This window comes from Streptomyces sp. NPDC088197, from assembly GCF_044741185.1.
In the GTDB taxonomy this organism is placed as follows: Bacteria; Actinomycetota; Actinomycetes; order Streptomycetales; family Streptomycetaceae; genus Actinacidiphila.
Window position 1 is genome coordinate 66062 of the sequence record NZ_JBIUSD010000019.1, and the last position, 21271, is coordinate 87332.

The 21271-nt window shown below is 70.6% G+C and carries 20 protein-coding genes and 1 tRNA gene; 9 read left to right on the top strand and 12 right to left on the bottom strand.

Features of this window, described 5'->3' with window-relative positions:
- Positions 1–97: 97 nt before the first annotated feature.
- Together ACIOC1_RS31490 and ACIOC1_RS31495 are read left to right on the top strand one after the other, a co-directional pair.
- Positions 98–1180, top strand: a complete 1083-nt coding sequence (locus tag ACIOC1_RS31490) for a PLP-dependent cysteine synthase family protein (RefSeq protein WP_401857413.1) — start codon at positions 98–100, stop codon at positions 1178–1180.
- 62 nt (positions 1181–1242) lie between these two features.
- Positions 1243–2475 carry a low temperature requirement protein A gene (locus ACIOC1_RS31495; protein WP_401857416.1) on the top strand — a complete coding sequence of 411 codons (1233 nt, stop codon included), beginning with the start codon at positions 1243–1245 and terminating at the stop codon, positions 2473–2475.
- Here ACIOC1_RS31495 and ACIOC1_RS31500 read toward each other — a convergent pair.
- Both ACIOC1_RS31500 and ACIOC1_RS31505 read right to left on the bottom strand, forming a co-directional pair.
- Entirely contained in the window at positions 2433–3167 is a 735-nt protein-coding gene (locus ACIOC1_RS31500; protein ID WP_355337831.1) for a VIT family protein, read from the bottom strand. The genes ACIOC1_RS31495 and ACIOC1_RS31500 overlap by 43 nt on opposite strands.
- 123 nt (positions 3168–3290) lie before the next feature.
- Complete coding sequence (locus ACIOC1_RS31505) at positions 3291–4289, bottom strand: sigma-70 family RNA polymerase sigma factor (RefSeq protein ID WP_355337827.1); 999 nt, start codon at positions 4287–4289, stop codon at positions 3291–3293.
- A 208-nt stretch (positions 4290–4497) separates the two neighbouring features.
- Here ACIOC1_RS31505 and ACIOC1_RS31510 point away from each other — a divergent pair, with 208 nt between their 5' ends.
- The 3 genes from ACIOC1_RS31510 to ACIOC1_RS31520 all read left to right on the top strand — a co-directional run bounded on the left by ACIOC1_RS31510 (position 4498) and on the right by ACIOC1_RS31520 (position 6601).
- Positions 4498–5019 (top strand): GNAT family N-acetyltransferase, encoded by a 522-nt coding sequence (locus ACIOC1_RS31510; protein ID WP_401857419.1) that lies wholly within the window; start codon positions 4498–4500, stop codon positions 5017–5019.
- Positions 5020–5166: 147 nt separating this feature from the next.
- The gene (locus ACIOC1_RS31515) at positions 5167–5952 is read left to right on the top strand and encodes a dioxygenase (protein WP_401857422.1); all 786 of its coding nucleotides are present in this window, start codon (positions 5167–5169) and stop codon (positions 5950–5952) included.
- Positions 5953–5971: 19 nt separating this feature from the next.
- The gene (locus ACIOC1_RS31520; RefSeq protein WP_355337816.1) at positions 5972–6601 is read left to right on the top strand and encodes a hypothetical protein; all 630 of its coding nucleotides are present in this window, start codon (positions 5972–5974) and stop codon (positions 6599–6601) included.
- A gap of 125 nt (positions 6602–6726) precedes the next feature.
- Here the strand turns inward: ACIOC1_RS31520 and ACIOC1_RS31525 are convergent, their stop codons facing one another.
- Both ACIOC1_RS31525 and ACIOC1_RS31530 read right to left on the bottom strand, forming a co-directional pair.
- Positions 6727–8232 carry a DHA2 family efflux MFS transporter permease subunit gene (locus tag ACIOC1_RS31525; RefSeq protein ID WP_391162381.1) on the bottom strand — a complete coding sequence of 502 codons (1506 nt, stop codon included), beginning with the start codon at positions 8230–8232 and terminating at the stop codon, positions 6727–6729.
- Between the two features lie 186 nt (positions 8233–8418).
- Positions 8419–9102: a TetR family transcriptional regulator gene (locus ACIOC1_RS31530; RefSeq protein ID WP_391043333.1), complete on the bottom strand. Its 684-nt coding sequence runs from the start codon at positions 9100–9102 to the stop codon at positions 8419–8421.
- Between the two features lie 277 nt (positions 9103–9379).
- Here ACIOC1_RS31530 and ACIOC1_RS31535 point away from each other — a divergent pair, with 277 nt between their 5' ends.
- A complete protein-coding gene (locus tag ACIOC1_RS31535) occupies positions 9380–9865 on the top strand; it encodes a MarR family transcriptional regulator (RefSeq protein ID WP_391043331.1) in 486 nt (161 codons plus the stop codon).
- 60 nt (positions 9866–9925) lie between these two features.
- Here ACIOC1_RS31535 and ACIOC1_RS31540 read toward each other — a convergent pair whose 3' ends face one another.
- The 3 genes from ACIOC1_RS31540 to ACIOC1_RS31550 form a co-directional block, all read right to left on the bottom strand.
- The gene (locus ACIOC1_RS31540) at positions 9926–10723 is read right to left on the bottom strand and encodes an ABC transporter ATP-binding protein (protein WP_401857427.1); all 798 of its coding nucleotides are present in this window, start codon (positions 10721–10723) and stop codon (positions 9926–9928) included.
- A 78-nt stretch (positions 10724–10801) separates the two neighbouring features.
- Positions 10802–12388: a DHA2 family efflux MFS transporter permease subunit gene (locus ACIOC1_RS31545; RefSeq protein WP_401857430.1), complete on the bottom strand. Its 1587-nt coding sequence runs from the start codon at positions 12386–12388 to the stop codon at positions 10802–10804.
- Between the two features lie 55 nt (positions 12389–12443).
- Positions 12444–12779, bottom strand: a complete 336-nt coding sequence (locus ACIOC1_RS31550; RefSeq protein ID WP_355337805.1) for a hypothetical protein — start codon at positions 12777–12779, stop codon at positions 12444–12446.
- A gap of 301 nt (positions 12780–13080) precedes the next feature.
- On the opposite strand from ACIOC1_RS31550, the gene ACIOC1_RS31555 reads away from it, so the two are divergent.
- Complete coding sequence (locus tag ACIOC1_RS31555) at positions 13081–14418, top strand: hypothetical protein (protein WP_401857433.1); 1338 nt, start codon at positions 13081–13083, stop codon at positions 14416–14418.
- Between the two features lie 60 nt (positions 14419–14478).
- Here ACIOC1_RS31555 and ACIOC1_RS31560 read toward each other — a convergent pair whose 3' ends face one another.
- Both ACIOC1_RS31560 and ACIOC1_RS31565 read right to left on the bottom strand, forming a co-directional pair.
- On the bottom strand, positions 14479–15192 hold the full coding sequence (locus ACIOC1_RS31560; protein ID WP_401857436.1) for an FMN reductase: 714 nt from the start codon (positions 15190–15192) through the stop codon (positions 14479–14481).
- A complete protein-coding gene (locus ACIOC1_RS31565) occupies positions 15189–16298 on the bottom strand; it encodes an LLM class flavin-dependent oxidoreductase (RefSeq protein WP_401857439.1) in 1110 nt (369 codons plus the stop codon). The genes ACIOC1_RS31560 and ACIOC1_RS31565 overlap by 4 nt, the downstream gene beginning before the upstream one ends.
- A 228-nt stretch (positions 16299–16526) precedes the next feature.
- Between ACIOC1_RS31565 and ACIOC1_RS31570 the strand changes: the two genes are divergently transcribed.
- Together ACIOC1_RS31570 and ACIOC1_RS31575 are read left to right on the top strand one after the other, a co-directional pair.
- The gene (locus tag ACIOC1_RS31570; protein WP_355337793.1) at positions 16527–17225 is read left to right on the top strand and encodes a type 1 glutamine amidotransferase domain-containing protein; all 699 of its coding nucleotides are present in this window, start codon (positions 16527–16529) and stop codon (positions 17223–17225) included.
- Between the two features lie 73 nt (positions 17226–17298).
- Positions 17299–17371 (top strand) — tRNA-Arg (locus ACIOC1_RS31575).
- Between the two features lie 147 nt (positions 17372–17518).
- On the opposite strand, the gene ACIOC1_RS31580 is transcribed toward ACIOC1_RS31575, so the two are convergent.
- The 3 genes from ACIOC1_RS31580 to ACIOC1_RS31590 form a co-directional block, all read right to left on the bottom strand.
- Complete coding sequence (locus ACIOC1_RS31580) at positions 17519–19360, bottom strand: FG-GAP repeat domain-containing protein (RefSeq protein ID WP_401857442.1); 1842 nt, start codon at positions 19358–19360, stop codon at positions 17519–17521.
- A gap of 168 nt (positions 19361–19528) precedes the next feature.
- Positions 19529–20392, bottom strand: coding sequence for a class F sortase (locus ACIOC1_RS31585; protein WP_355337787.1), 864 nt, complete (start codon positions 20390–20392; stop codon positions 19529–19531).
- A complete protein-coding gene (locus tag ACIOC1_RS31590) occupies positions 20389–21168 on the bottom strand; it encodes a hypothetical protein (RefSeq protein ID WP_401857445.1) in 780 nt (259 codons plus the stop codon). The genes ACIOC1_RS31585 and ACIOC1_RS31590 overlap by 4 nt, the downstream gene beginning before the upstream one ends.
- Between the last annotated feature and the right edge of the window lie 103 nt (positions 21169–21271).

A 21271-nucleotide genomic window follows, 5' to 3' on the forward strand; every position in this document is an offset into this window, starting at 1 on the left:
GCGACGCGCACAGGCACACGTACCGGAGCGGGAGCACGTAGAGGCGCAGGCGCGGGAACAGGATCTCGACCGAAGCGACCTCGCGTACCGTCGCTGGTTGAGCGAGGCTGTGGGGAAGGTCCATGCCGACGCCAACCGGTCCGCCGATACCCATTTGCTGTCAGTTCCGCTCCCGGCGGACTGGGGCGTCGACCTCTATCTGAAGGACGAGTCCACGCATCCCACGGGCTCGCTGAAGCACCGCCTGGCGCGCTCGCTGTTCCTGTACGCCCTGTGCAACGGCTGGATCCGGCCGGGGCGGCCGGTGATCGAGGCGTCCAGCGGGTCGACGGCGGTCTCGGAGGCATACTTCGCCCGGCTGATCGGTGTCCCCTTTGTGGCCGTGATGGCACGTGGGACGGTGCGGTCCAAGATCGAGCTGATCGAGTTCCACGGGGGCCGATGTCATCTGGTCGACGACCCGTGCGAGGTGTACGGGACGGCGGCACGGCTGGCGCGGGAGACCGGCGGCCACTACATGGATCAGTTCACGTACGCGGAGCGGGCGACGGACTGGCGGGGCAACAACAACATCGCCGAGTCGATCTTCCGGCAGATGGCGGTCGAGCGGTTCCCGGTCCCGACGTGGATCGTGGCGACGGCCGGTACCGGGGGGACGTCGGCGACGCTGGCCAGGTACGTGCGGTACGCCCAGGCGACGACGGGGATCTGCGTCGCGGATCCGGAGAATTCGGCGTTCTTTCCGGGCTGGCGGGATCACGATCCGGCGGTGACGACCGGAGCGGGGTCCCGTATCGAGGGGATCGGCCGCCAGCGGGTGGAGCCGAGTTTCGTGCCCGGCGCGATCGACCGCATGATGCGGGTCCCGGACGCCGCTTCCATCGCGTGCGTGCGCGTCCTGGAGCGCCTGCTCGGCCGCCGGGCGGGCGCGTCAACCGGCACCGGGCTGTGGGCCGCCTTCCGGATCATCTCCGAGATGCGCGAACGCGGTGAACAGGGCAGCGTGGTGGGTTTGTTGTGTGATCCGGGTGAGCGGTATCTGGAGAAGTACTACTCGGACGGCTGGCTGGCCGAGCAGGGCATCCGGATCGGCCCTTACGTGGAGCGCGTCGAACGCTTCCTGACCACGGGGGAGCTGGCGCGGGCGGATTCGCCGAGCGGGCAGACGAGTCGGGGCTGAGCGGCCTGGAATTCCGCGCGGCGCGCTGCGCGTAGTGCCTGTCGTACTCCATGGTGTCCTCCATGACTGAACCGACGACTCCGGCAGGTCCGGTGGCCAGGACCAGCGGCGCGTTGCGCCGGATGACGGCACGCAGCCGCGACGAGAAAGACCGCGCGTCCACGCCACTTGAGCTGTTCTTCGACCTGTGTTTCGTGGTCGCGGTCGCGCAGGCGGGCGTCCGGCTGGTGCATGCCGCCGTGGAGGGGCATCCGGGACACGGCGTGACCGGTTACCTGTTGGTCTTCTTCGCCATCTGGTGGGCGTGGGTCAACTTTTCATGGTTCGCCTCCGCATACGACACGGATGATGTGCCGTACCGGATCACCACGCTGGTGCAGATCGTCGGTGTGCTGATGCTGGCGGCGGGTGTGCCGCGCGCCTTCGACAGCGGCGACTTCCGGTTGGCGGTGTGCGGATACGCGGTGATGCGGCTGGCGTTGGTGACGCAGTGGCTGCGGGCGGCCGGGGCGGAGACGGGCGCGGCTCGGGGGACGGCTCTGCGGTACGCGTTCGGGGTGACGTTGTGCCAAGTGGGCTGGATGGCGTTGCTGTTGCCGCACGGTGCGCCGCCGGTGTGGGCGTTCGTGTTGTTGGCGGTGGCGGAGATGTCGGTGCCTGTGCTGGCGGAGCGGGCGGCACCGACGACGTGGCATCCGCGTCACATCGCGGAGCGGTACGGGTTGTTCACGATCATCGTGCTCGGGGAGTCGGTGTCCTCGGCGACCATCGCCGTACAGTCGGCGGCCGACGAGCACGACGCGCTCGGTGAGTTGTTGCCGATCGCCATCGGCGGGTTGCTGATTGTCTTCGCCGCGTGGTGGATCTACTTCGCGGTGCCGATCCATGACCACCTGGTGTCGAACAGGCAGGCGTTCCTTTGGGGTTACGGCCACTTCGCGGTGTTCGGTTCGGCGGCGGCGATCGGGGCGGGGATGGAGATCGCAGTCGAGCAGGCGGCCGGGAAGGCGGAGATCTCGACGCGGGTGGCGGCGGCCTGGGTCACGGTTCCCGCCGCGGTGTTTCTCATCACTGTCTGGCTGTTGCACTCACGGCACTACAAGCGGGGTCTCGCGCAGCAGCTCACGCTGCCGGTCTCGGGGGTGGTGGTGTTGGCGTGCACCTTCACGGGTTCGCATGCCGTGTTGTGGGCCGGGTTGGTGTGTGCGGTCGCGGTGGGGGTGGGGGTGACGTTGCAGGCGCGGGGTGGTGGTCAGACGGCGCCGGTCGCGCCGAGGAGCTCGCCGACGGCGTAGGTGATGGCCATCGCGATGGCGCCGCCCGCGGCGTTGCGGAGGATGGCGGGGCCGGTCGGTGCGCTGCCGAGGCGGGCGCTCGCCCAGCCGCAGCCGACGAGGGCCAGCAGGACGGAGACGACGGTGACGGCCAGGCGCCATGAGGTGGGCGGCAGGACGATGGCCAGGAGCGGGAGCAGGGCGCCGATGGTGAAGGAGACGAAGCTGGCGCCGGCCGCGTGCCAGGGGTTGGCGAGTTCGTCGGGGTTGATGCCGAGTTCGACGCGGGCGTGGGCGCCGAGGGCGTCGCGTTCGGTGAGTTGCTCGGCGACTTCGCGGGCGAGTTCCTGGCTGATGCCGCGGTCTTCGAGGAGGCCGGTGAGTTCGTCGAGTTCGGCTTGGGGGGTGGTGGCGAGTTCTTCGCGTTCCAGGGCGAGGGCGGCCTGTTCGGAGTCGCGTTGTGTGCTGACGGAGACGTATTCGCCCGCCGCCATCGACAGGGAGCCCGCGAGGAGTCCGGCCATGCCCGCGGTCAGGAGTGTGGAGCGGGAGTCGGTGGCTCCCGCGACGCCGACGACCAGGCCCGCGGTGGACACGATGCCGTCGTTGGCGCCGAGTACGGCGGCGCGCAGCCAGTTGAGCCGGGTGCCGAGTCCGTCGTGGTGGGGCTCGTTCTTGTGGGGCCCGGCTTGGGCGTCGGTCTGGTCGTCCATAGGCGGAAGCGTCTCACCTGCGGCGGTCGTGCCCGATCAGGTGGTTGTGGGTGTCGCGGACAGGCCGAACCCCGGTGCGGGGGGGAATGCACCGGGGTTCGGGTCTGTGGGGAAGCGCGCCGGTCAGGCGGCTTCGTATTGGTCGAGGCCGGTCGCGCGGGCCATCCGCTTGAGGTCGGCCAGTGCGTGCTTCTCGATCTGCCGGATGCGCTCGCGCGTCAGTCCGTGCTGCTTGCCGACCTCGGTGAGGGTGCGCTCGCGGCCGTCGACGATGCCGTAGCGGGCGCGGATGATGGAGGCGGTGCGGTCGTCGAGGCGGTCGATCAGCCCGTCCAGTTCCTCGCGGCGGAGCATCACGAGCACGGAGTCCTCGGGTGACGGCGCGGCGCCGTCTTCCACCAGGTCACCGAATTCGGTCTCGCCCTCGGCGTCGACGGACATGTTGAGCGACACCGGGTCGCGGGCCCAGTCGAGGACGTCGGTGACGCGCTCGGGGGTCGAGGCCAGTTCGGTGGCGATCTCGGCGGGCTCCGCGTCGCGGCCGTGCTCGCGGTTGAACTCGCGCTGCACGCGGCGGATGCGGCCCAGTTCCTCGACGAGGTGGACGGGCAGCCGGATCGTGCGGGACTGGTCGGCGATGGAGCGGGTGATGGCCTGGCGGATCCACCAGGTCGCGTAGGTGGAGAACTTGAAGCCCTTGGCGTAGTCGAACTTCTCGACGGCGCGTACCAGGCCGGCGTTCCCCTCCTGGATCAGGTCGAGGAGCGGCAGTCCGCTGCGCGGGTAGCGGCGGGCCACGGCCACGACGAGCCGGAGGTTGGAACGGATGAAGACGTCCTTGGCCTGCTCGCCCGCGGCGACGATGGCCTCGAGCTCCTCGCGGCGGGCGTCACCGCCGGCCTTTGCGGGCAGTCCGGGATCGGCTGCGAGTATGCGTTCTGCGTAGACGCCCGCTTCGATGTCGCGGGACAGTTCCACTTCCCTGGCGGCGTCGAGCAGCGGGGTGCGCGCGATCTCGTCCAGGTACATGCCGACGAGGTCGCGGTCGGCGACTTCCCCGCCTGCGGCGCGAACGCTACTGGTCCCGCCAGCGTGACGACGGGCGACGGCACGGGTTGCCATGCGTGCTCCCTTACGAAGGTGCGGTCGGGTCTCGGTCGGACCGGGCGGTCGGGCCGCTTGCCGGATGGTTCCGTCAGGTGCGGCTCTTGCCTTGCGGTTGCCCCGTCCTGATCGGGATAACGATTGGAATCCGGACACAATTCCCATCTCGTGACCTGAATTTTGTGATCATGCAGTACCCTGTCTCGCCACACAGGGAGGCCAAAGGGTGCCGGAACGTCCAGAAGTCGAGGTCAGACCAGGTAGCGAGGGCGATCTGGCCGCTCTTACCGACATCTACAACCACTACATCCGTGAAACGTCGATCACGTTCGACGTAGTTCCCTTCACCGTCGAACAACGTCGTCCGTGGTTGCTCTCCCACCCGAAAGACGGCCCGCACCGACTCTTGGTTGCTCACTTTCCCGGCCCGTCGGGACGAATCCTGGGTTATGCGACCAGCAGCCCCTTCCGGCCGAAGGCCGCGTACGCGACGTCGGTGGAGACGACGATCTATCTCGCGCACGACGCGGGCGGGCGCGGCATCGGCACGCTGCTCTACACGGCGCTCTTCGAGGCCCTGGCGGAGGAGAACCTGCATCGCGCGTACGCGGGCGTCACGCTGCCGAACGCGGCGTCGCTGCGGCTGCATGAGCGTTTCGGCTTCCGGCCGGTCGGGGTGTACGAGGAGGTCGGCCACAAATTCGGCGAGTACCACGATGTGGCGTGGTTCGAGAAGCGCCTGGGCTGACGCCGTTCTCGCACGCTGATACGCGCGGACAGCGCGGACAGCGCGGACAGCGCGACACGTGCGGACACGTGCGGCTTATTTGAAGGTTCAAGCATATGGGGTTACGGTAGTGCTCCCGTACGCTTGAAACTTCAAGGAGGGTGCGCGATGACCACGGCAACCCCGGAGCGCATGCCCGCGCTCTACCTCTCGCACGGCGCCCCGCCGCTCGCCGACGACCCGGTGTGGCCCGGCGAACTGGCGGCCTGGTCGGCCGACCTGCCGCGCCCCAAGGCGATCCTGATGGTCTCGGCGCACTGGGAGGAGGCCCCGCTGGCGATCGGCGCGACCACCACCGTCCCCCTGGTGTACGACTTCTGGGGCTTCCCCGAGCACTACTACCAGGTGCGGTACACGGCGCCCGGCGCGCCCGCGCTCGCCGACTCCGTACGGAAACTGCTGCGCGGCGCAGGTAATCCCGTACAGGACGTGCCCGACCGCGGTCTCGACCACGGCGCGTACGTACCGCTGGTGGAGATGTTCCCCGCCGCCGACATTCCGGTGCTCCAGGTGTCGATGCCGACGCTCGACCCGGAGAAGCTGCTGGACATCGGCCGCAAGTTGGCACCGTTGCGCGACGAGGGCGTGCTGATCGTGGGCAGCGGATTCTTCACGCACAATCTGGCGGCGCTGCGCAACGCGGGTCCGCGGCCGCCGAGCTGGTCGGCGGAGTTCGACGACTGGGGTCACCGGGCGTTGGACGCCCAGGACGTGGACGCGCTGCTGGACTTTGAACACACCTCGCCCGCCGGGCGGTTGGCGCACCCGCGGACCGAGCACTTCGCCCCGCTGTTCGTTACGCTCGGCGCCGCCGAGTCCGAGCTCGGCAGCCAGCGCAGCATCATCGACGGTTTCTGGATGGGGCTCGCCAAGCGTTCCGTCCAGTTCGGCTGAACAGGGAGACCCCACGCTCATGCAGAAACGACGCATCGGGATCGGCGTGGCCGTAGTGGTCAGCGCGGTGACGCTGGCCGCCTGCGGCTCCGGCTCCAGCTCCGCCAGCGGCAAGGGAGCAAGCGACACGGCGACGACTACCGCGGGCGGCGGTGACAGCAAGCCCGCGGCCAGTTCCGTCTCGTGGCCCGCGCCCGCCGACGCCTCCGCGCAGGTCAAGGCGGCGGGACTGCCGATGCTCGGGCAGGAGGGGCAGGTGCTGCACATCCACAGTCACCTGGATGTGTTCGTGGACGGCAAGGCCGTCGTCGTGCCCGCCCTGATCGGCATCGACGAGGCCAAGCAGTCGATCAGCCCGCTGCACACGCACGACACCAGTGGCGTCGTGCACATCGAGTCGCCGGTGCAGGCCGACTTCACGCTCGGCGAGTTCATGACCGAGTGGAACGTGCCGCTCACGAAGGACACGCTCGGTTCGCTCAAGACCGGCGGCGGCAAGGAGCTGCACGTGTATGTGAACGGCAAGGAGCAGACCGGTGACCCGGCGGCGATCAAGCTGGGCGCGCACGAGGAGATCGCGCTCGTGTACGGCGCGCCTTCGGACAAGGTGACGGTGCCCAGCTCGTACAAGTGGCCCGAGGGGCTCTGACGGTCGCCGCGCGGGGCTGCGTATGGAATGACGAATGACCAACGGCAGGGCCCCGCCTCGTGCTTCACGAGGCGGGGCCCTGCCGTTTTCACGCGCTCACCCCATCGGGTGAGTGCCGTGCCGGGTCAGTGTGCGATGACGGGGATCGGGATGTCCTCGAAGTCGCCTTCGGCGACCCTCTCTCCGGTGTTCTGGACACCCGCGTCGACCAGGACGAAGGCCAGGACGGCGGAGAGCACCAGGATGGCGGTGGCCCAGTAGATGGCGACCGAGTAGCCGTGGACGGCGGCTTGGTTGACGAACAACTGGTTCTTCAGGTCGGCCGGGCTCTTGGCGTGCGAGCCGATCCACGTGGTGGTGGCGCTGGCCGCGAGGGTGTTCAGCAGGGCGGTGCCGATGGAGCCGCCGACCTGCTGCGAGGTGTTGACCATGGCGGACGCGACGCCCGCGTCCTCGGGGCGCACACCGTGCGCGGACAGGCTCATGGCGGGCATGAACGCCGTACCCATGCCGAGGCCCATCAGGACCAGGCCGGGCAGCAGGATTTCGGCGTAGTTGGAGTCGACCTTGATCTGGGCGAGGATGCCCATGCCGACGGCGGCGACCAGGAAGCCGGGCGCCATCAGGAAGCGTGGCCGGACCCGCAGCATCAGCCGGGTGCCGATCTGCGTGGAGCCGATGACCATACCGCCGACCATGGGCAGGAACGCGAAGCCCGACTTGAGCGCCGAGTAGCCCATGACCTGCTGGAGGTAGTAGGTCAGGAACAGGAACAGGCCGAACATGCCGATGATGGCGAGGCCCAGCGACAGGTAGACGCCGCCCCGGTTCCGCTCGGTGATGACGCGCAGCGGCAGCAGCGGGGCCTTGACGCGGCCTTCCACGGCCACGAACGAGGCGAGCAGCACCACGGAGGCGACGAACAGGCTGATGGTCACACCGGACGACCAGCCGTCGGACTCGGCGCGGCTGAAGCCGTAGACGAGCGCGACCAGACCGGTGCTGGCGAGGACCACGCCGGGGATGTCCAGGCGGTTGCGGTTGCGGCCTTCGGCGGGTTCGCGGATGAAGGCGATGGCGCCGAGGACGGCGGCGACGGCGAAGAAGATGTTGACGAACAGCGCCCAGCGCCAGTTCAGGTACTCGGTGAGGACACCGCCGAGAATGAGGCCGACCGCGGCGCCGGCGCCGGCGATGGCACCGTAGATGCCGAACGCCTTGGCGCGCTCCTTGGCGTCGGTGAACATCACCGAGATCAGGGACAGCGCGGCGGGCGCGAGCAGGGCGCCGAAGACACCCTGGAGGGCGCGGGCGCCGAGCAGCATCGCCGTGTTGACGGCGGCGCCGCCGAGCGCGGAGGCCGCGGCGAAGCCGAGCAGACCGACGATGAAGGTGTTCCTGCGTCCCCACAGGTCCGCGATCCGGCCGCCGAAGAGCAGCAGGCCACCGAAGGCGAGGGTGTAGGCCGTGACGACCCACTGGCGGTTGCCGTCCGAGATGCCGAGGTCGGCCTGGGCGGAGGGAAGTGCGATGTTCACCACGGTCGCGTCGAGCACGACCATGAGCTGAGCGATGGCGATGAATATCAGCGCTGTCCAGCGCTTCGGATCGGGCAAGCGTGTTTCAGGCATAACTGATCTCACTAATGGATGCGGAGTGACAGGACGTGGGGACGTGTGTCATCGAGCTGGCGCCGGACGATGCGGATCGTGGTCCGGGATCCGGTCGCGGTGTTCATCGGTCGAGCGGCCGAGAACTGCGCTTCGGTAAGTCGGCGAACTTCCCTACGTTATCGCCCGGTTCATGGGCGTTGCGAACTATTTGTTTCCGGCTTTGAGGTCCTCCAGGGTGGCCGCCGTCCCGACGAGTACGGATCCGGCGGGGGCGCGCAGCCCGTCGAGGAAGAGCTGCAGGTGGCGGTGGACGAAGCGGTCGAAGCCCATGCAGCCGGTGCCCGGCAGCGGCCGGGTGAGCTGCGTCAGGGCGACCATCAGGTCACCGACGGCGATGTCGGTACGGAGCAGGCCCGCGCTCTGCGCGCGTTCCATGATGGCGTTGACCGACCGCTCCAGCCGTTCCATCTGCTGGGTGACGGCGGGGTCCTGGCGGTCGAAGGCGTCCGACAGCATCGGGCACAGCGCCCCGATCCGCTCTTCGGCCGCCTCGAAGACGAAGCGGCGCAGCGCGGCGAAGGCGTCGGGCTCCTGAGCGAGGGCGTCTTCGGCCCGCTCGGCGGTCGTGGCCATGACGGTGAGCGTGACCTGGCGGATCAGTTCGGCGCGGTCGGTGAAGTGCCGGTAGAGCGTGGCGTTGCCCACTCCCGCGCGGCGCGCCACGTCGTCGAGCGGCACGTCCGGGCCGAACTCCACGATGGCCTCGCGGGCGGCGGCGACGATGCGCTCGCGGTTGCGTGTGGCGTCCGCGCGCAGCCGCACGGCGCGCGGCCTGGTGCTGCTGGTGGTTGCGGTGGCGCTGGTCGTACCAACAGTGTCGAGGCTCACGGCGGGCGGCTCCTTCCGATCGATCCAGCGGTCGTTCACGGGGGTACGGGCCCCGCCGTTGAAACGGACAGGCACTCCCCGTTTCGCGGTCACCTGGTCTAAACGGGGACCGCGTCCCCGGATATTTCCCGTCACGCTTGTGACCTGCGTCACGCGATTGGCGGGGTTGGCGGGAGGCTTCACCAAAGAGGCGTCCGGTCGTACGGCCGGACGCGCCCGGTCGCGGACCGACGGCGGGACACGCCATTTTATTGAAGCTTCAAGAAGTGCACGTACCATGAACGCCATGACATGGCTGACCGAAGACGAGCAGGCGACCTGGCGGGCGTTCCTGCACGCCACGACGTTGCTGGAAGACCACCTCGACCGTCAGCTCCAGCGCGACGCGGGCATGCCGCACATGTACTACGCGTTGCTCAGCACGCTCTCCGAGACGCCCGGCCGCAGTATGCGCATGACGGAGCTCGCCGAGCGCGCCAAGATCACCCGTTCCCGGCTGTCGCACGCCGTCGCCCGCCTGGAGGGGAACGGCTGGCTGCGCCGCGAGAACTGCCCCTCCGACCGGCGCGGGCAGATCGCGGTCCTCACCGACGCCGGTTACGACGAGGTGGTGCGTACGGCGCCCGGTCACGTCGCCGCCGTCCGCTCCGCGATCTTCGACCGGCTCACTCCCGAGCAGACGGCGCAGCTCGGGGAGATCTCCCGCGTCATCGCCGAGGGCCTGCACCAGCCGGACCGCGCGGACCTGCCCTGGCTGCGCTGAAACGGTCGGTCACCGACCGCGGGAGCGTCAACCTCGCGCCCGTGAAGTCACCCCATACGGTCAGCGCCGCCCGGAGCGGGCGAGCCACCGTCCCTCGTGCCTGCTGACCTCGATCGGCCGCCCGAAGCAATGGGTCATCGACTCGGCCGTGAGCACCTGCCGCGCGGTCCCCGAGGTCAGCACCCGTCCCTCCTTGAGCAGCAGTACGTGCCCGATCGCGGGCGACAGCTCCTCCAGGTGGTGGGTGACGGTGATGGTCGCCAGACCCGTACGGGTGAGCGCGAGGCGGTGCATGGCGTCGATCAGGTCCTCGCGGGAGGGCAGGTCGAGCGCGTTGAAGGGCTCGTCGAGGAGCATCAGTGCCGGGTCGGCCATCAATGCCCGCGCCACGAGAACGCGGGCCCGCTGACCGCCGGAGCAGACCCCGTACGCCCGGTCCGCCAGATCCTTGATCTCCAGCTCCGCCAGCAGCTCGTGCGCGCGCTCGCGGACCTCGTCGTCGTACTTGCGCCACAGCGGCTGCACCGTGCCCGTGTGGCCGGTCAGGACGACGGTGTGGGCGGTGGCGTCGAGCGGCACCTTCTGTGAGGACGACACCAGGCCGATGTGCGCGCGCAATTCGCGCATGTCGACACGGCCGAGACGGTGGCCGAGCACGTCGACCGTGCCGGAGGTGGGATGCATGAGGGCGCCGATGAGGCGCAGCATCGTCGTCTTGCCCGCGCCGTTGGCGCCGAGCAGCGCCCAGTGCTCGCCGGACCGTACGGTCCAGTTGACGTCGTCGAGGATGATCTGGCCGGTGGTGAAGCGGCGGACGCTGACGGCGTCGAGAGCGGCCACGACGGTGTTGGCTGTCATGACGGCACGGTAGCTGTATCCGCCACCTTCACGCCCCGGGATTCCACGATGTGAGCGGCCGTGCGCGGGAGGGAGGCGTCACATATGTGCGGCGGGCGGGGCGTCGGGTTCGGCGTCACCTGATGCGGGCGAATCGTCGGGCAGCGTGCTGGGCTGCGCCAGGGCACGCGGCTTGCCGCGCCGGTAGAGGAAGGCCGTCACCACGGTGCCGACGGCGAAGAAGCCCGCCGCCCACCAATAGGCGGTCGAATAGCTGTGCAACTGGGCCTGCGCGGCGACGGCGGGAGTGTTCTGCCTGCCGACCACGTAGCTGGCGGCGGCGCTGGTGGCGAGGGTGTTCAGCAGCGAGGTGCCGACGGAGCCGCCGACCTGCTGCGAGGTGTTCACCATGGCGGACGCGACACCCGCGTCCCGCGCTTGTACGCCCGCGGTGGCGAGGTTCATCGCCGTGGCGAAGATCGAGCCGAGGCCGAGGCCGAGGATCAGCAGCGGCGGCAGTACGTGCGCGGGATAGGTGCTGTGCAGGTCGAGCGCGGTCAGCCACGCCATGGCGACGCCGGCCAGGGCCATGCCGGTCGGCACGATCGGCTTGGCGCCGAAGCGCGGCACCAGCACATTGGTGGTGGTCACCGACGTCACCACCATCACGGCGATCATCGGAAGAAAGGCGAGTCCAGTGGAGACCGGCGAGTAGTGCAGGCTCTGCTGGAGGTAGTACGTCAGGAACAGGAAGACGCCGAACATCCCGCCGCCGGAGATGAACATCGCCAGGAACGACGCGCCCCGGTCCCGGTCGGTCACCACCCGAAGCGGCAGCAAGGGGTGCGCCGCGCGGCGCTGCCAGGTGACGAAGGCGAGCAGCAGGACGACGCTCGCCACCAGGAAGCCCCAGGTCTGCGGCGAGCTCCAAGGGTGCTTCTCGGCGTTGGAGAAGCCGTAGACGATGCAGAACAGGCCGGCCGACACCAGGGCGGTGCCGGGGATGTCCAGCTTGGGACGGTCGGGCAGGGTGCCGCCTTGCAGCAGTCGTACGCCGCCGATGAACGCGATCGTGGCGAAGATCAGATTGACGTACAGGCACCAGCGCCAGTCGAGGTATTCGGTCAGCACACCGCCGAGCAGCAGACCGACGGCGCCGCCCGCGCCCGCGATGGCGCCGTAGATGCCGAACGCCTTGGCGCGCTCCTTGGGGATGGTGAAGGTCGTGGTGAGCAAGGAGAGGGCGGCGGGGGCGAGCAGGGCGCCGAACATGCCCTGGAGGGCGCGGGCGGTGACCAGTACGCCGAAGTTGGGGGCGGCGCCGCCGATCGCGGAGGCGAGCGCGAAGCCGGTCAGGCCGATCAGGAAGACCCTCTTGCGGCCGACCAGGTCGGCGAGACGGCCGCCGAGCAGCAGCAGCGAGCCGAAGGCGAGGGCGTACGCCGTCACGATCCACTGACGGTTGCCGTCGGTGAAGCCGAGGGCCGTCTGGGCGGAGGGCAGCGCGATGTTCACGATGGTGGCGTCGAGGACCACCATGAGCTGCGCCAGGCCGATCACGCCGAGTACCCACCAGCGGTGGGAGGGGGTGCCGACGACACTGCTGCGGCCCGGCTTCCCGTCGGGCTGTGGGCCGCCGCCGAGGCCGGCGGCGGAAGCGGAGGTGTCCGGGCTGCTACGGGCCATGACGGAGTTCTCCCTTGGCGCGACCACCCCCCGGGGATTCCACGCTAGGCGCAGCTCAGCGGCCTCGCCACGCGGGAAGCCGTCGCCCGGACGGCGCAAGGGCCCTGGACAGTGCCGAGGAGCCGCCGCGGTCCGGTCCCCGTACCGGAACCGCGGCGGCTCCTCCGTCTTCGGTGTCGGTCGTCGCGTCCGCGGCGGTGGTCGCCCGCAAGGCCCTGGAGTCCACCGCGACCGCCATCGGACGACCGTCCCGGGTGGCGATGACGGTCACGGAGTGGTCGGCCGCTCCGCGGTCCGCGGTGGCGGCGTGGGCGGGCGTCGTCCGCGCGGCCGGGAACCGCACGGCGGTGGCCGTGCCTGTCCTGTCCAGCAGCAGACGGGTGGTGATCACGCGGTGCGCCCTTCACGAACCTGACCGCCGCGCGACCCGCGCTTCACCGGGTCTGCGGCACCGACACAACGATCAGTAACCGCCCATCCCATAGGACTAACGCGTCGTCACCCGAATGGCGCGACCCAATGAGCGCGACCGCGTGCGCTGAGGTAGCGCCGCACACCGTCACACACCGCGCGAAAGGCGATTTAGCGACAACCCTGACGTACCAACTCCGCGCGCGCACCCGCCCGGCAGCACGTTCCCTGAGAGGAACGGGCCCGGTCGGGCGGCACTCGCACAGGCAGGGGGTACGTGGATGGCGGCGACCGCCGACGGACCCGCCGCCGGGGACGGCGCGTCAGGGTCGGGACCGTTGGGTGACGACGAGCGCGCGGAGTTGACGGCGCTGCGGGCGCGGTTGGCGGGGACGCGGTCGCGGCACCGTGTGCGGTCGTTCTTCTCCGCGCTGCTCATCACACTGGCCGCGGTGTTGGCTCCGCTCGGCGCCGTGGCGGTGTGGGCCGCCGACATCGTCGGCGACACCGACCGCTATGTGGCGACGATGGCGCCGCTCGCCGACAACCCGCAGGTGCGGAGGGCCGTCACCGATCAGGTGACGTCGGCCGTCATGGACCGGATCGACCTCGACTCGCTGCTGTCGAGCGTGGCGCCCTCGGATCTGCCGGGGGTGAAGGCGGCGCTGGGCGGGATCAGCGGCCCGATCACGTCGGGGGTGACGGATTTCGTGCACGGCACGGTGGCGACGTTCGTATCGAGCAGTGCCTTCTCGACGATCTGGGAGGAGCTGAACCGGAGGGCGCACGCGACGGTCGTCGACGCGCTGACCGGCAGTAACGATTCGGCGGTGCAGGTCGAGCACAACACGGTGACGCTCGATCTCGCGCCCGTGGTGGCCGGGGTGAAGCAGCAGTTGGTGGACCGCGGGCTGAAGGTCGCCGGGCGGCTACCCGACGTGCACACCGACTTCACGTTGCTGAAGTCGGACGAGATCGGGCGGGTGAAGACCGGTTTCCGGGCGCTGCAACTGGCCGGGGACTGGCTGCCGGTGGTCACCGTCGTCGTCGCGGGCGCCGGGGTGCTGCTGGCCGTACGGCGTCGCCGCGCGCTGGTCGCCGCCGCGCTGGGTGTCGCGGCGGGGGTGGCCGTACTCGGCGTCGCGCTCGCTCTCTTCCGCACCTTCTACCTCGACCACTTGTCCCCCGATGTGCACCATGCGGCCGCCGCGGCGATCTACGACCAGGTGGTGCGGTTTCTGCGGGCGAGCGTTCGGATGGTGATCACCCTGGGGGTCGTGGTGGCGCTGGGGGCGTGGCTGAGCGGTTCGGGGCAGTGGGCGGTACGGGTGCGGACGATGTGGGAGTCGGGGATCGCGGCGGTGCGGGAGGCGGCAGGGGTGCGGTCGACCGGGCCGGTGGGGCCGTGGGTGGACCGTTTCCGCGTCTGGCTGCGGTGGGTCGTCGTCGCGGTCGCGTCGGTGGTCCTGGCGCTGTGGCCGTATCCGACCGGCATGGTGATCTTCTGGATCGCGTTGGTGACGGTGGCGGGGCTCGCGGTCATCGAGTTCCTGGACGAGCGTCCGGCCGTTGATACGACCGGCGGGGGTGAGCGCGGATCCGGGGCGTTGACGTCGTAGTTGACGCCGTCGTCGTGTCCCTCGCCCCGGCTCCGTCGCACGGTCACTCTTGTGGCGCCGTCACCCTTGCTCGCCGAGTGCCGCCAACTGCTCGGCGAACGGCACGACCTCGTCGTCGGTACCGGCGCCCATACCGGCATCCGTCGTCGCGCCCCCGCCCGGCGCCGGGCGGGACGGTCGGGAGGTCATCAGGGCGGCGAGTTCGGCTCCCGCGCGGTCGATGCGGGCGGCGAGGGTGCCGTCGACAGCGCTGCTCCCGTTGCCGTTGCCGTCGCCACTGCCGCTGCCTGCCGTGCCCCAGTCCTCGGAGGCCGCGTATACGGCGGTCGGTACGACGATCGCGCGCAGGTAGGCGAACAGCGGGCGCATGGCGTGTTCGAGGACCAGGGAGTGGCGGGCGGTGCCGCCGGTGGCGGCGGCCAGTACCGGGGTGCCCGCCAGTGCGCCTTTGTCGACAATGTCGAAGAACGACTTGAACAGGCCGCTGTACGAGCCGGTGAACACCGGGGTCACGGCGATCAGGCCGTCGGCGCCGGTCACCGAATCGATTGCGTCGCGCAGATGATGCGCCGGGAAGCCAGTGAGCATGTTGTGCGCGATGTCGTTGGCCAGGCCCCGCAGCTCGATGACCCGTACGTCCACGTCCACGTCACCGTCGACATGGCGGCGTACCGCCTCCGTCAGCCGGTCGGCCAGCAGCCGGGTGGACGACGGCTGGCTGAGACCGGCGGTGACGACGGCGAGCCGGCGTCGCTCGATCGGGTGGTGCGTCATGCCCGGGCCTCCAGGACTTCGTCGGCGGTGTCGGCGTCGCGGCGGGCGAGCAGCGAGGCGTGGGTGGGGGCGTCGGGCACCTCGGCCGGGCGGCCCTTGGCGAATTCGGCGCGCAGGACGGGGACGACCTCCTCGCCGAGCAGGTCGAGCTGTTCGAGGACGGTCTTGAGGGGCAGACCGGCGTGGTCCATGAGGAAGAGCTGGCGCTGGTAGTCGCCGACGGCGTCGCGGAAGGTCAGGGTGCGTTCGATGACCTGCTGCGGGGAGCCGACGGTCAGCGGCGTCTGCTCGGCGAAGTCCTCCAGCGACGGCCCGTGCCCGTAGACCGGGGCGTTGTCGAAGTACGGCCGGAATTCCCGTACCGCGGCCTGCGAGTCGCGGCGCATGAACACCTGGCCGCCGAGGCCGACGATGGCCTGCTGCTCGGTGCCGTGGCCGTAGTGCGCGAAGCGGTGACGGTAGAGGTCGACCATCTTCTTGGTGTGTTCCATGGGCCAGAAGATGTTGTTGTGGAAGAAGCCGTCACCGTAGTACGCGGCCTGCTCGGCGATCTCCGGGCTGCGGATGGAGCCGTGCCAGACGAACGGGGGCACGCCGTCCAGCGGGCGGGGCGTCGAGGTGAACGACTGGAGCGGCGTACGGAACTTGCCCGCCCAGTCGACGACGTCCTCGCGCCACAGCTTGTGCAGAAGCGCGTAGTTCTCGACGGCGAGCGGGATGCCCTGCCGGATGTCCTTGCCGAACCACGGGTAGACCGGCCCGGTGTTGCCGCGGCCCATCATCAGATCGACGCGGCCGTCCGCCAGGTGCTGGAGCATCGCGTAGTCCTCGGCGATCTTCACCGGGTCGTTCGTGGTGATCAGCGTGGTGGAGGTGGACAGCACGATGCGCTCGGTGCGGGCCGCGATGTAGCCGAGCATGGTGGTGGGCGAGGACGGCACGAAGGGCGGATTGTGGTGCTCGCCGGTCGCGAAGACGTCCAGGCCGACTTCCTCGGCCTTCCGCGCGATGGTGACCATCGCCTTGATCCGCTCGTGCTCGCTCGGCGTCCGTCCGTTGGTCGGGTCCGTCGTGACGTCGCCGACCGTGAAGATCCCGAACTGCATCACACCCACCGTCCTGTCGCACTCACCCTGTTTGGTTGAGCATTCAACATCCCGAACATTCCGGCCACCTTACCTATTCCCCTGACCCCGCCGCACCCGGCCCCCGCCGCACCCGGCCCCCCGCCTCACCCGGCCCCCCGCCGCACCCGGCGCGAGCCCCCGCCTCGGCGTACGTTGGAAACGCCCGCCCCACCCGCCCCCAGCGACACGGAAGAGAGAGCCACCTCCATGGCAAGGATCCTGTTCGTCCTGACCGGAGCCACCCACTGGACGCTCGCCGACGGCAGCGCGCACCCGACCGGCTTCTGGGCCGAGGAGGCCGTGGTCCCGTACCGGGTCTTCACCGAGGCGGGCCACGAGGTCGTCGCCGCGACGCCGGGCGGGGTCGTACCGACGGTGGACCGGGGAAGCCTCGCGCCCGAGTTCAACGGCGGCGAGGAGGGCGCGGCGGCGATGGCGGCCGAGCTGGCCGGGATCGCCGCCTTCCAGCACCCCGTGAAGCTGTCCGACGTCTCGCTCGACGACTACGACGCGGTCTTCTACCCCGGCGGCCACGGCCCGATGGAGGACCTGTCGGCCGACGCCGTGTCCGGCGCCCTGCTCAACGCGGCCCTCGCCTCGGGCAAGCCGCTCGGCATCGTGTGCCACGCGCCCGCCGCGCTGCTCGCCACCGCCACGGGACCCGGCGGCGCCTCCCCCTTCGCCGGTTACCGGCTGACCGGCTTCACCAACGTCGAGGAGACCCAGGCGGGCTTCGCCGACAAGGCCCGCTGGCTCCTCCAGGACCGGCTCGTGCAGCTCGGCGCCGACTTCCAGGAAGGCGCGCCCTGGGCGCCGCACACCGTCACCGACCGCAATCTGCACACCGGTCAGAACCCGGCCTCCGCCGGTCCCCTGGCCGCCGAGATCCTCAAGACCCTCGGCTGACGAACCGGCCTTCCGCCCCGCCCCCGGGCCCCCGACCGGCCACCGCCGACCCGCTACACTGGCGCCTGTCCCCGCCCCAGTAGCTCAGGGGATAGAGCACAGCTCTCCTAAAGCTGGTGTCGCAGGTTCGAATCCTGCCTGGGGCACACCGGAAGTAGCAGGTCACAGCCATGAGAGGCCCTCCCGTTGTCGAACGGGAGGGCCTCTTTGGCCGTGGAAGTCGGCACGGGGGCCGCTCGGAGACCGCACGGGGGCCGCTCGGAGACCGCACGCCCCCGAGGAGACCCGGCCGGTCAGCTCATGTTGTTATACGCGTTGCCCGTGTGGGCGTCGGAGATCGCGCGGGGGGCGAAGGGGCGGGCGGGGTCGCCGGTGCCGGAGTAGAGGTAGACGGTCTTGGTGGCGGCCCGGTAGGCGAAGAGGTCGGCCTTGCCGTCGTGGTCGACGTCGCCGGCGCTGGTGAGCTGGGAGTACGTCTGCCAGCCGGAGCCGATCCGGGTGCGGCGCTCGAAGGTGCCGTCGGACTTGCCGAGGTAGAGCCACAGCACGCCGTCCTTGTCGCGGGCGACGAGGTCGCCCGCGGGTCCGCCCGCGAGGTCGCCGACGGCGGTGAGCTGGTCGTAGCCGGTCCAGCCGGTGCCGACGCGCACACGGGGCTCGAAGGGTCGGGCCGCGCTGCCGGTGCTGCGGTAGAGCCAGAGGGCACCGGACGCGTCGACCGCGACGAGATCCGGGCGGCCGTCACCGGTGAGGTCGCTGCCGCCGGTGAGATGGGTGTACGTCTGCCAGCCGCCGCCGACGCGGACGCGCGGGGTGAGACCGCCGTCCTCGCGGCCCGAGTAGAGCCACAGGACCCCGTCCTTGTCGCGGGCGACGAGTTCGGGAAGGTAGTCGGGGCTGTTCGTCCCCGCGATGTCGCCGACGGTCTCGAGCTTGTCGTAGATCTGCCAGCCGCCGCCGATCCGCGCCCGCTGGCGCCCGTCGGCGGCGCTGTCCCGCCACAACCCGCCCGAGGCGTCGCGGCCCAGCAGGTCGGGCAGGCCGTCGTTGTCGAAGTCGTGCAGGGCGGAGGTCGGGGTGCCCGCGTGCGCGAGGAGCCGCGCGAACGGCCGGCCGTTCGGGTCGAGGGCGACGCGGAAGACGCCCGCGCCCTGGGCGGAGTCGCTGCCCTGGACGATCCGCGCGGTGCCGTCGGGGACGGCGTACGAGGCGTCGGCGCGGTCGAGGAAGGTGACCTTCTCGCCGGTCCCGACACGCAGGGCCGTCGTCCCGTACGTCACCCAGTCGCCGAGCAGGCCGATGGTCAGGTCCGTACCGGCTTTCACGCCCGGCACGGGCACCGCGGTGTCCGCGCCGGTGGTCCGGTTGCGGACGACCACCCGGAGCGTGTTCGCGGCGGTGTCGTCCTCGATCCAGGCGAGGCGGTTGCCGGAGATCACCGGATTCCGCGCCTGCCGCGGGTAGGGGAAGGTGAGGGTGGCGGTGGTCAGGTCGATGAGGCCGATGCGCCGGTCGCTCTCCCCGGTCCCGGTGGGGACCAGGCCGTGGGTCGCGTCGCCCGGCCGCACCCGCCCGTAGTCGGTCCCCTCGGGCAGGCCCTGTACGGCGCGGTTCGCCCCGTCCGCGGTCTCGACCCACAGCTTCGTGGCGCCCCGGACGAACAGCGCCCGGCCCGCGACGCCCCCGTAGAGGCTGTCCAGCCCGTCGTCGACCGTCCGCAGCGCGAAGGAGGTGCCGGTGGGCATGTCCAGCACGCGGCTCCCGGACGTGTCGCTCGTGGTGGTGACGGTGTCCCCCGAGATCTCGGCGATCCCGTTGGCGGTGTCGAAGCGCAGGTCGCGGACCGGGCCGGGCCCGTACGGGGTCCAGCGGAGCTTGCCGTCGTCGCCGTCGTGCGGGACGTACGTCCAGAAGCCCTGGGTGCCCGCGGACGCCAGCGTGGCGCCGGGCGTCATCGGGAGCAGGCCGCTCACCCCGGACGTCGCGGCGGACGCCCGCGTCGCACCCGCGAAGGCGGAGGTGGTGGCGGTGGCCGTGGTGGTCAGCGAAACCGCGCCCAGGGTGACGGCCAGGACGGTGGCGGTCGCGGCGACGAGACGGCGGCGCCCGGTGCGGAGGGAGAGCAGGGAGACCAAGGAACGTTCCTCCTGTGCGTAACGGGGTGGGACACCGCCCTTGGTGTCCCACCCCGTCCGACAGCCGACCCGTCGGGTTGGTTGTGCTCTGCGGTCAGATGATCAGAGGAAGTCAATACGGCGTCGTGCGGGTGAAGTTGGGGACACCCCGGTCTCCGTGAGCCGTTCTCAGGTCGCGAGGTGGGCGAAGACCACGGTGTTTCCCTCGTAGGAGTGAGTGCGCGCGTTCCAGTCGGAGCAGGTGATGAGCCGGAGTTCGGCGTCCGCGGTGTTGCCGTAGACGTCGAGGGTCGGGAACCGGGCCTTCTCGTAGGAGCGGACGGCGTCGACGGTGAAGACGGCGACTTTGTGGTCGGCGCGGGTGACGCGGATCTGCTGCTCGGGCTTCATCGCGCCGAGCCGGTAGAAGACGGCGGGGCCGGTCTCCTTGGAGTCGACGTGGCCGAGGATGACGGAGGGTCCGGTCTGGCCGGGGGCGGGCGAGTTGCGGTACCAGCCGGCGCGCAGCGGCTTGGAGGGGACCTCCAGGCTGCCGTCCTTGTTGAGGCCCAGGTCCAGCAGGTCGGAGTGGACGCCGATGGCCGGGATGTCGAGGGCGACCGGCTTGGACGCGGGCAGGGTGCCGGGCCGGGTGGGCGTCGGACCGGCCGCTTCGGCCGAGGCGGCGCCGCTCGGCGGGGCGGGCATCGCGGCCATGTCGTGGCCGGACATCTCGTGACCCGACATGTCGTCGCGCGGTGTGCTTCCCGCGACGGCCGGGCCCGGCTGCGGCGGCGGGTTGCCGCCGCCCCCGGTGGTCCCGGCGAGTACGGCGGTGACCCCCGCGGCGACGCAGGCCACCGCGAGGACGACGAGCATGACCGCCGTACGTCGCGTGCGGCCCACGCGGGCAGTGCGGCTGGCGCGGAGGGTACGGCCGGTGCGGCCGTCGCCGGTCGTACGTACGGTGTCGTCTGTACGGCCGGTCTCGTCCGTACGGCCGGTCTCGTCGTCCGGGCCGTCCTCGTGCGCGGCGGCGGCGTCGTCACTCATCGGGTCGTGACGCCCCTGCGGCGCAGGGCGAATCCGCCGATGCCGAGGCCGACCATGGCGGCGGCGCTGCCGCCCGCGACCATGCCGGTGTGGATGCCGCTTCCGGTCTGCGTGGCGCCGTCACCGGTGTCCGCGCCGCCGCCGGGCATCGAGGTCATCTGGGAGACGTTGAAGGCGCCGCAGAGGGCGGGGTCGGTGGCCTCGGCGGGCAGGGTCTTGTCGAGTTCGCTCGCGCCGAGCACGTTGTCGTACTTGCCGTTGCCGTTGTAGTCGATGCCGTGCACGACCAGGACGGCCTTGCCGGACTTGAGGTTCGCGGCGACGTTGTCGGTGACTTCGAGGGTGCGGCTGTACTTGACGCTCGAACCGGCCGGGAAGCGGTCGACGGCCAGGGCGCTCTTGGGGGTGCTGTCGCCGCTGGTGGTGAGCGAGGTGCCGATCATGCCGTAGTCCTTCATGGCGTCGGCGACGTTGATCGAGCTGTGGCCGTTGTGGTCCTTGGCCTCGGACGGCTTGGGACACACACCGGCGCCGTCGACGTGGATGTGCATGGCGTGCGGGGAGCCGCCGCCGACCAGGCCCGACGCGGTGACGGTGATCTTCGCGGTGTTGCCGGAGAGCTGGATCATCGCCGTACCGCTGCCCGTGACGTGGTTGGCGGTGATCGGGTCCAGCGACGCCTGGTACGTGGTCCAGGGGACGTCGGTGTCCGTCGGTGCCGCCCACGCCGCTGCCGGGAAGGCCAACGGGACCGCGGCGACTGCTATCGCGGTCACGACACGTGCGCTGGTGGATCGCATGGGGGTGCTGCCCTTCACTCGCGGATTCGCGGAGTCGGCATGGCGTCGGCTCCGCGACCGGAGGCGGGTGCCTCCGCAC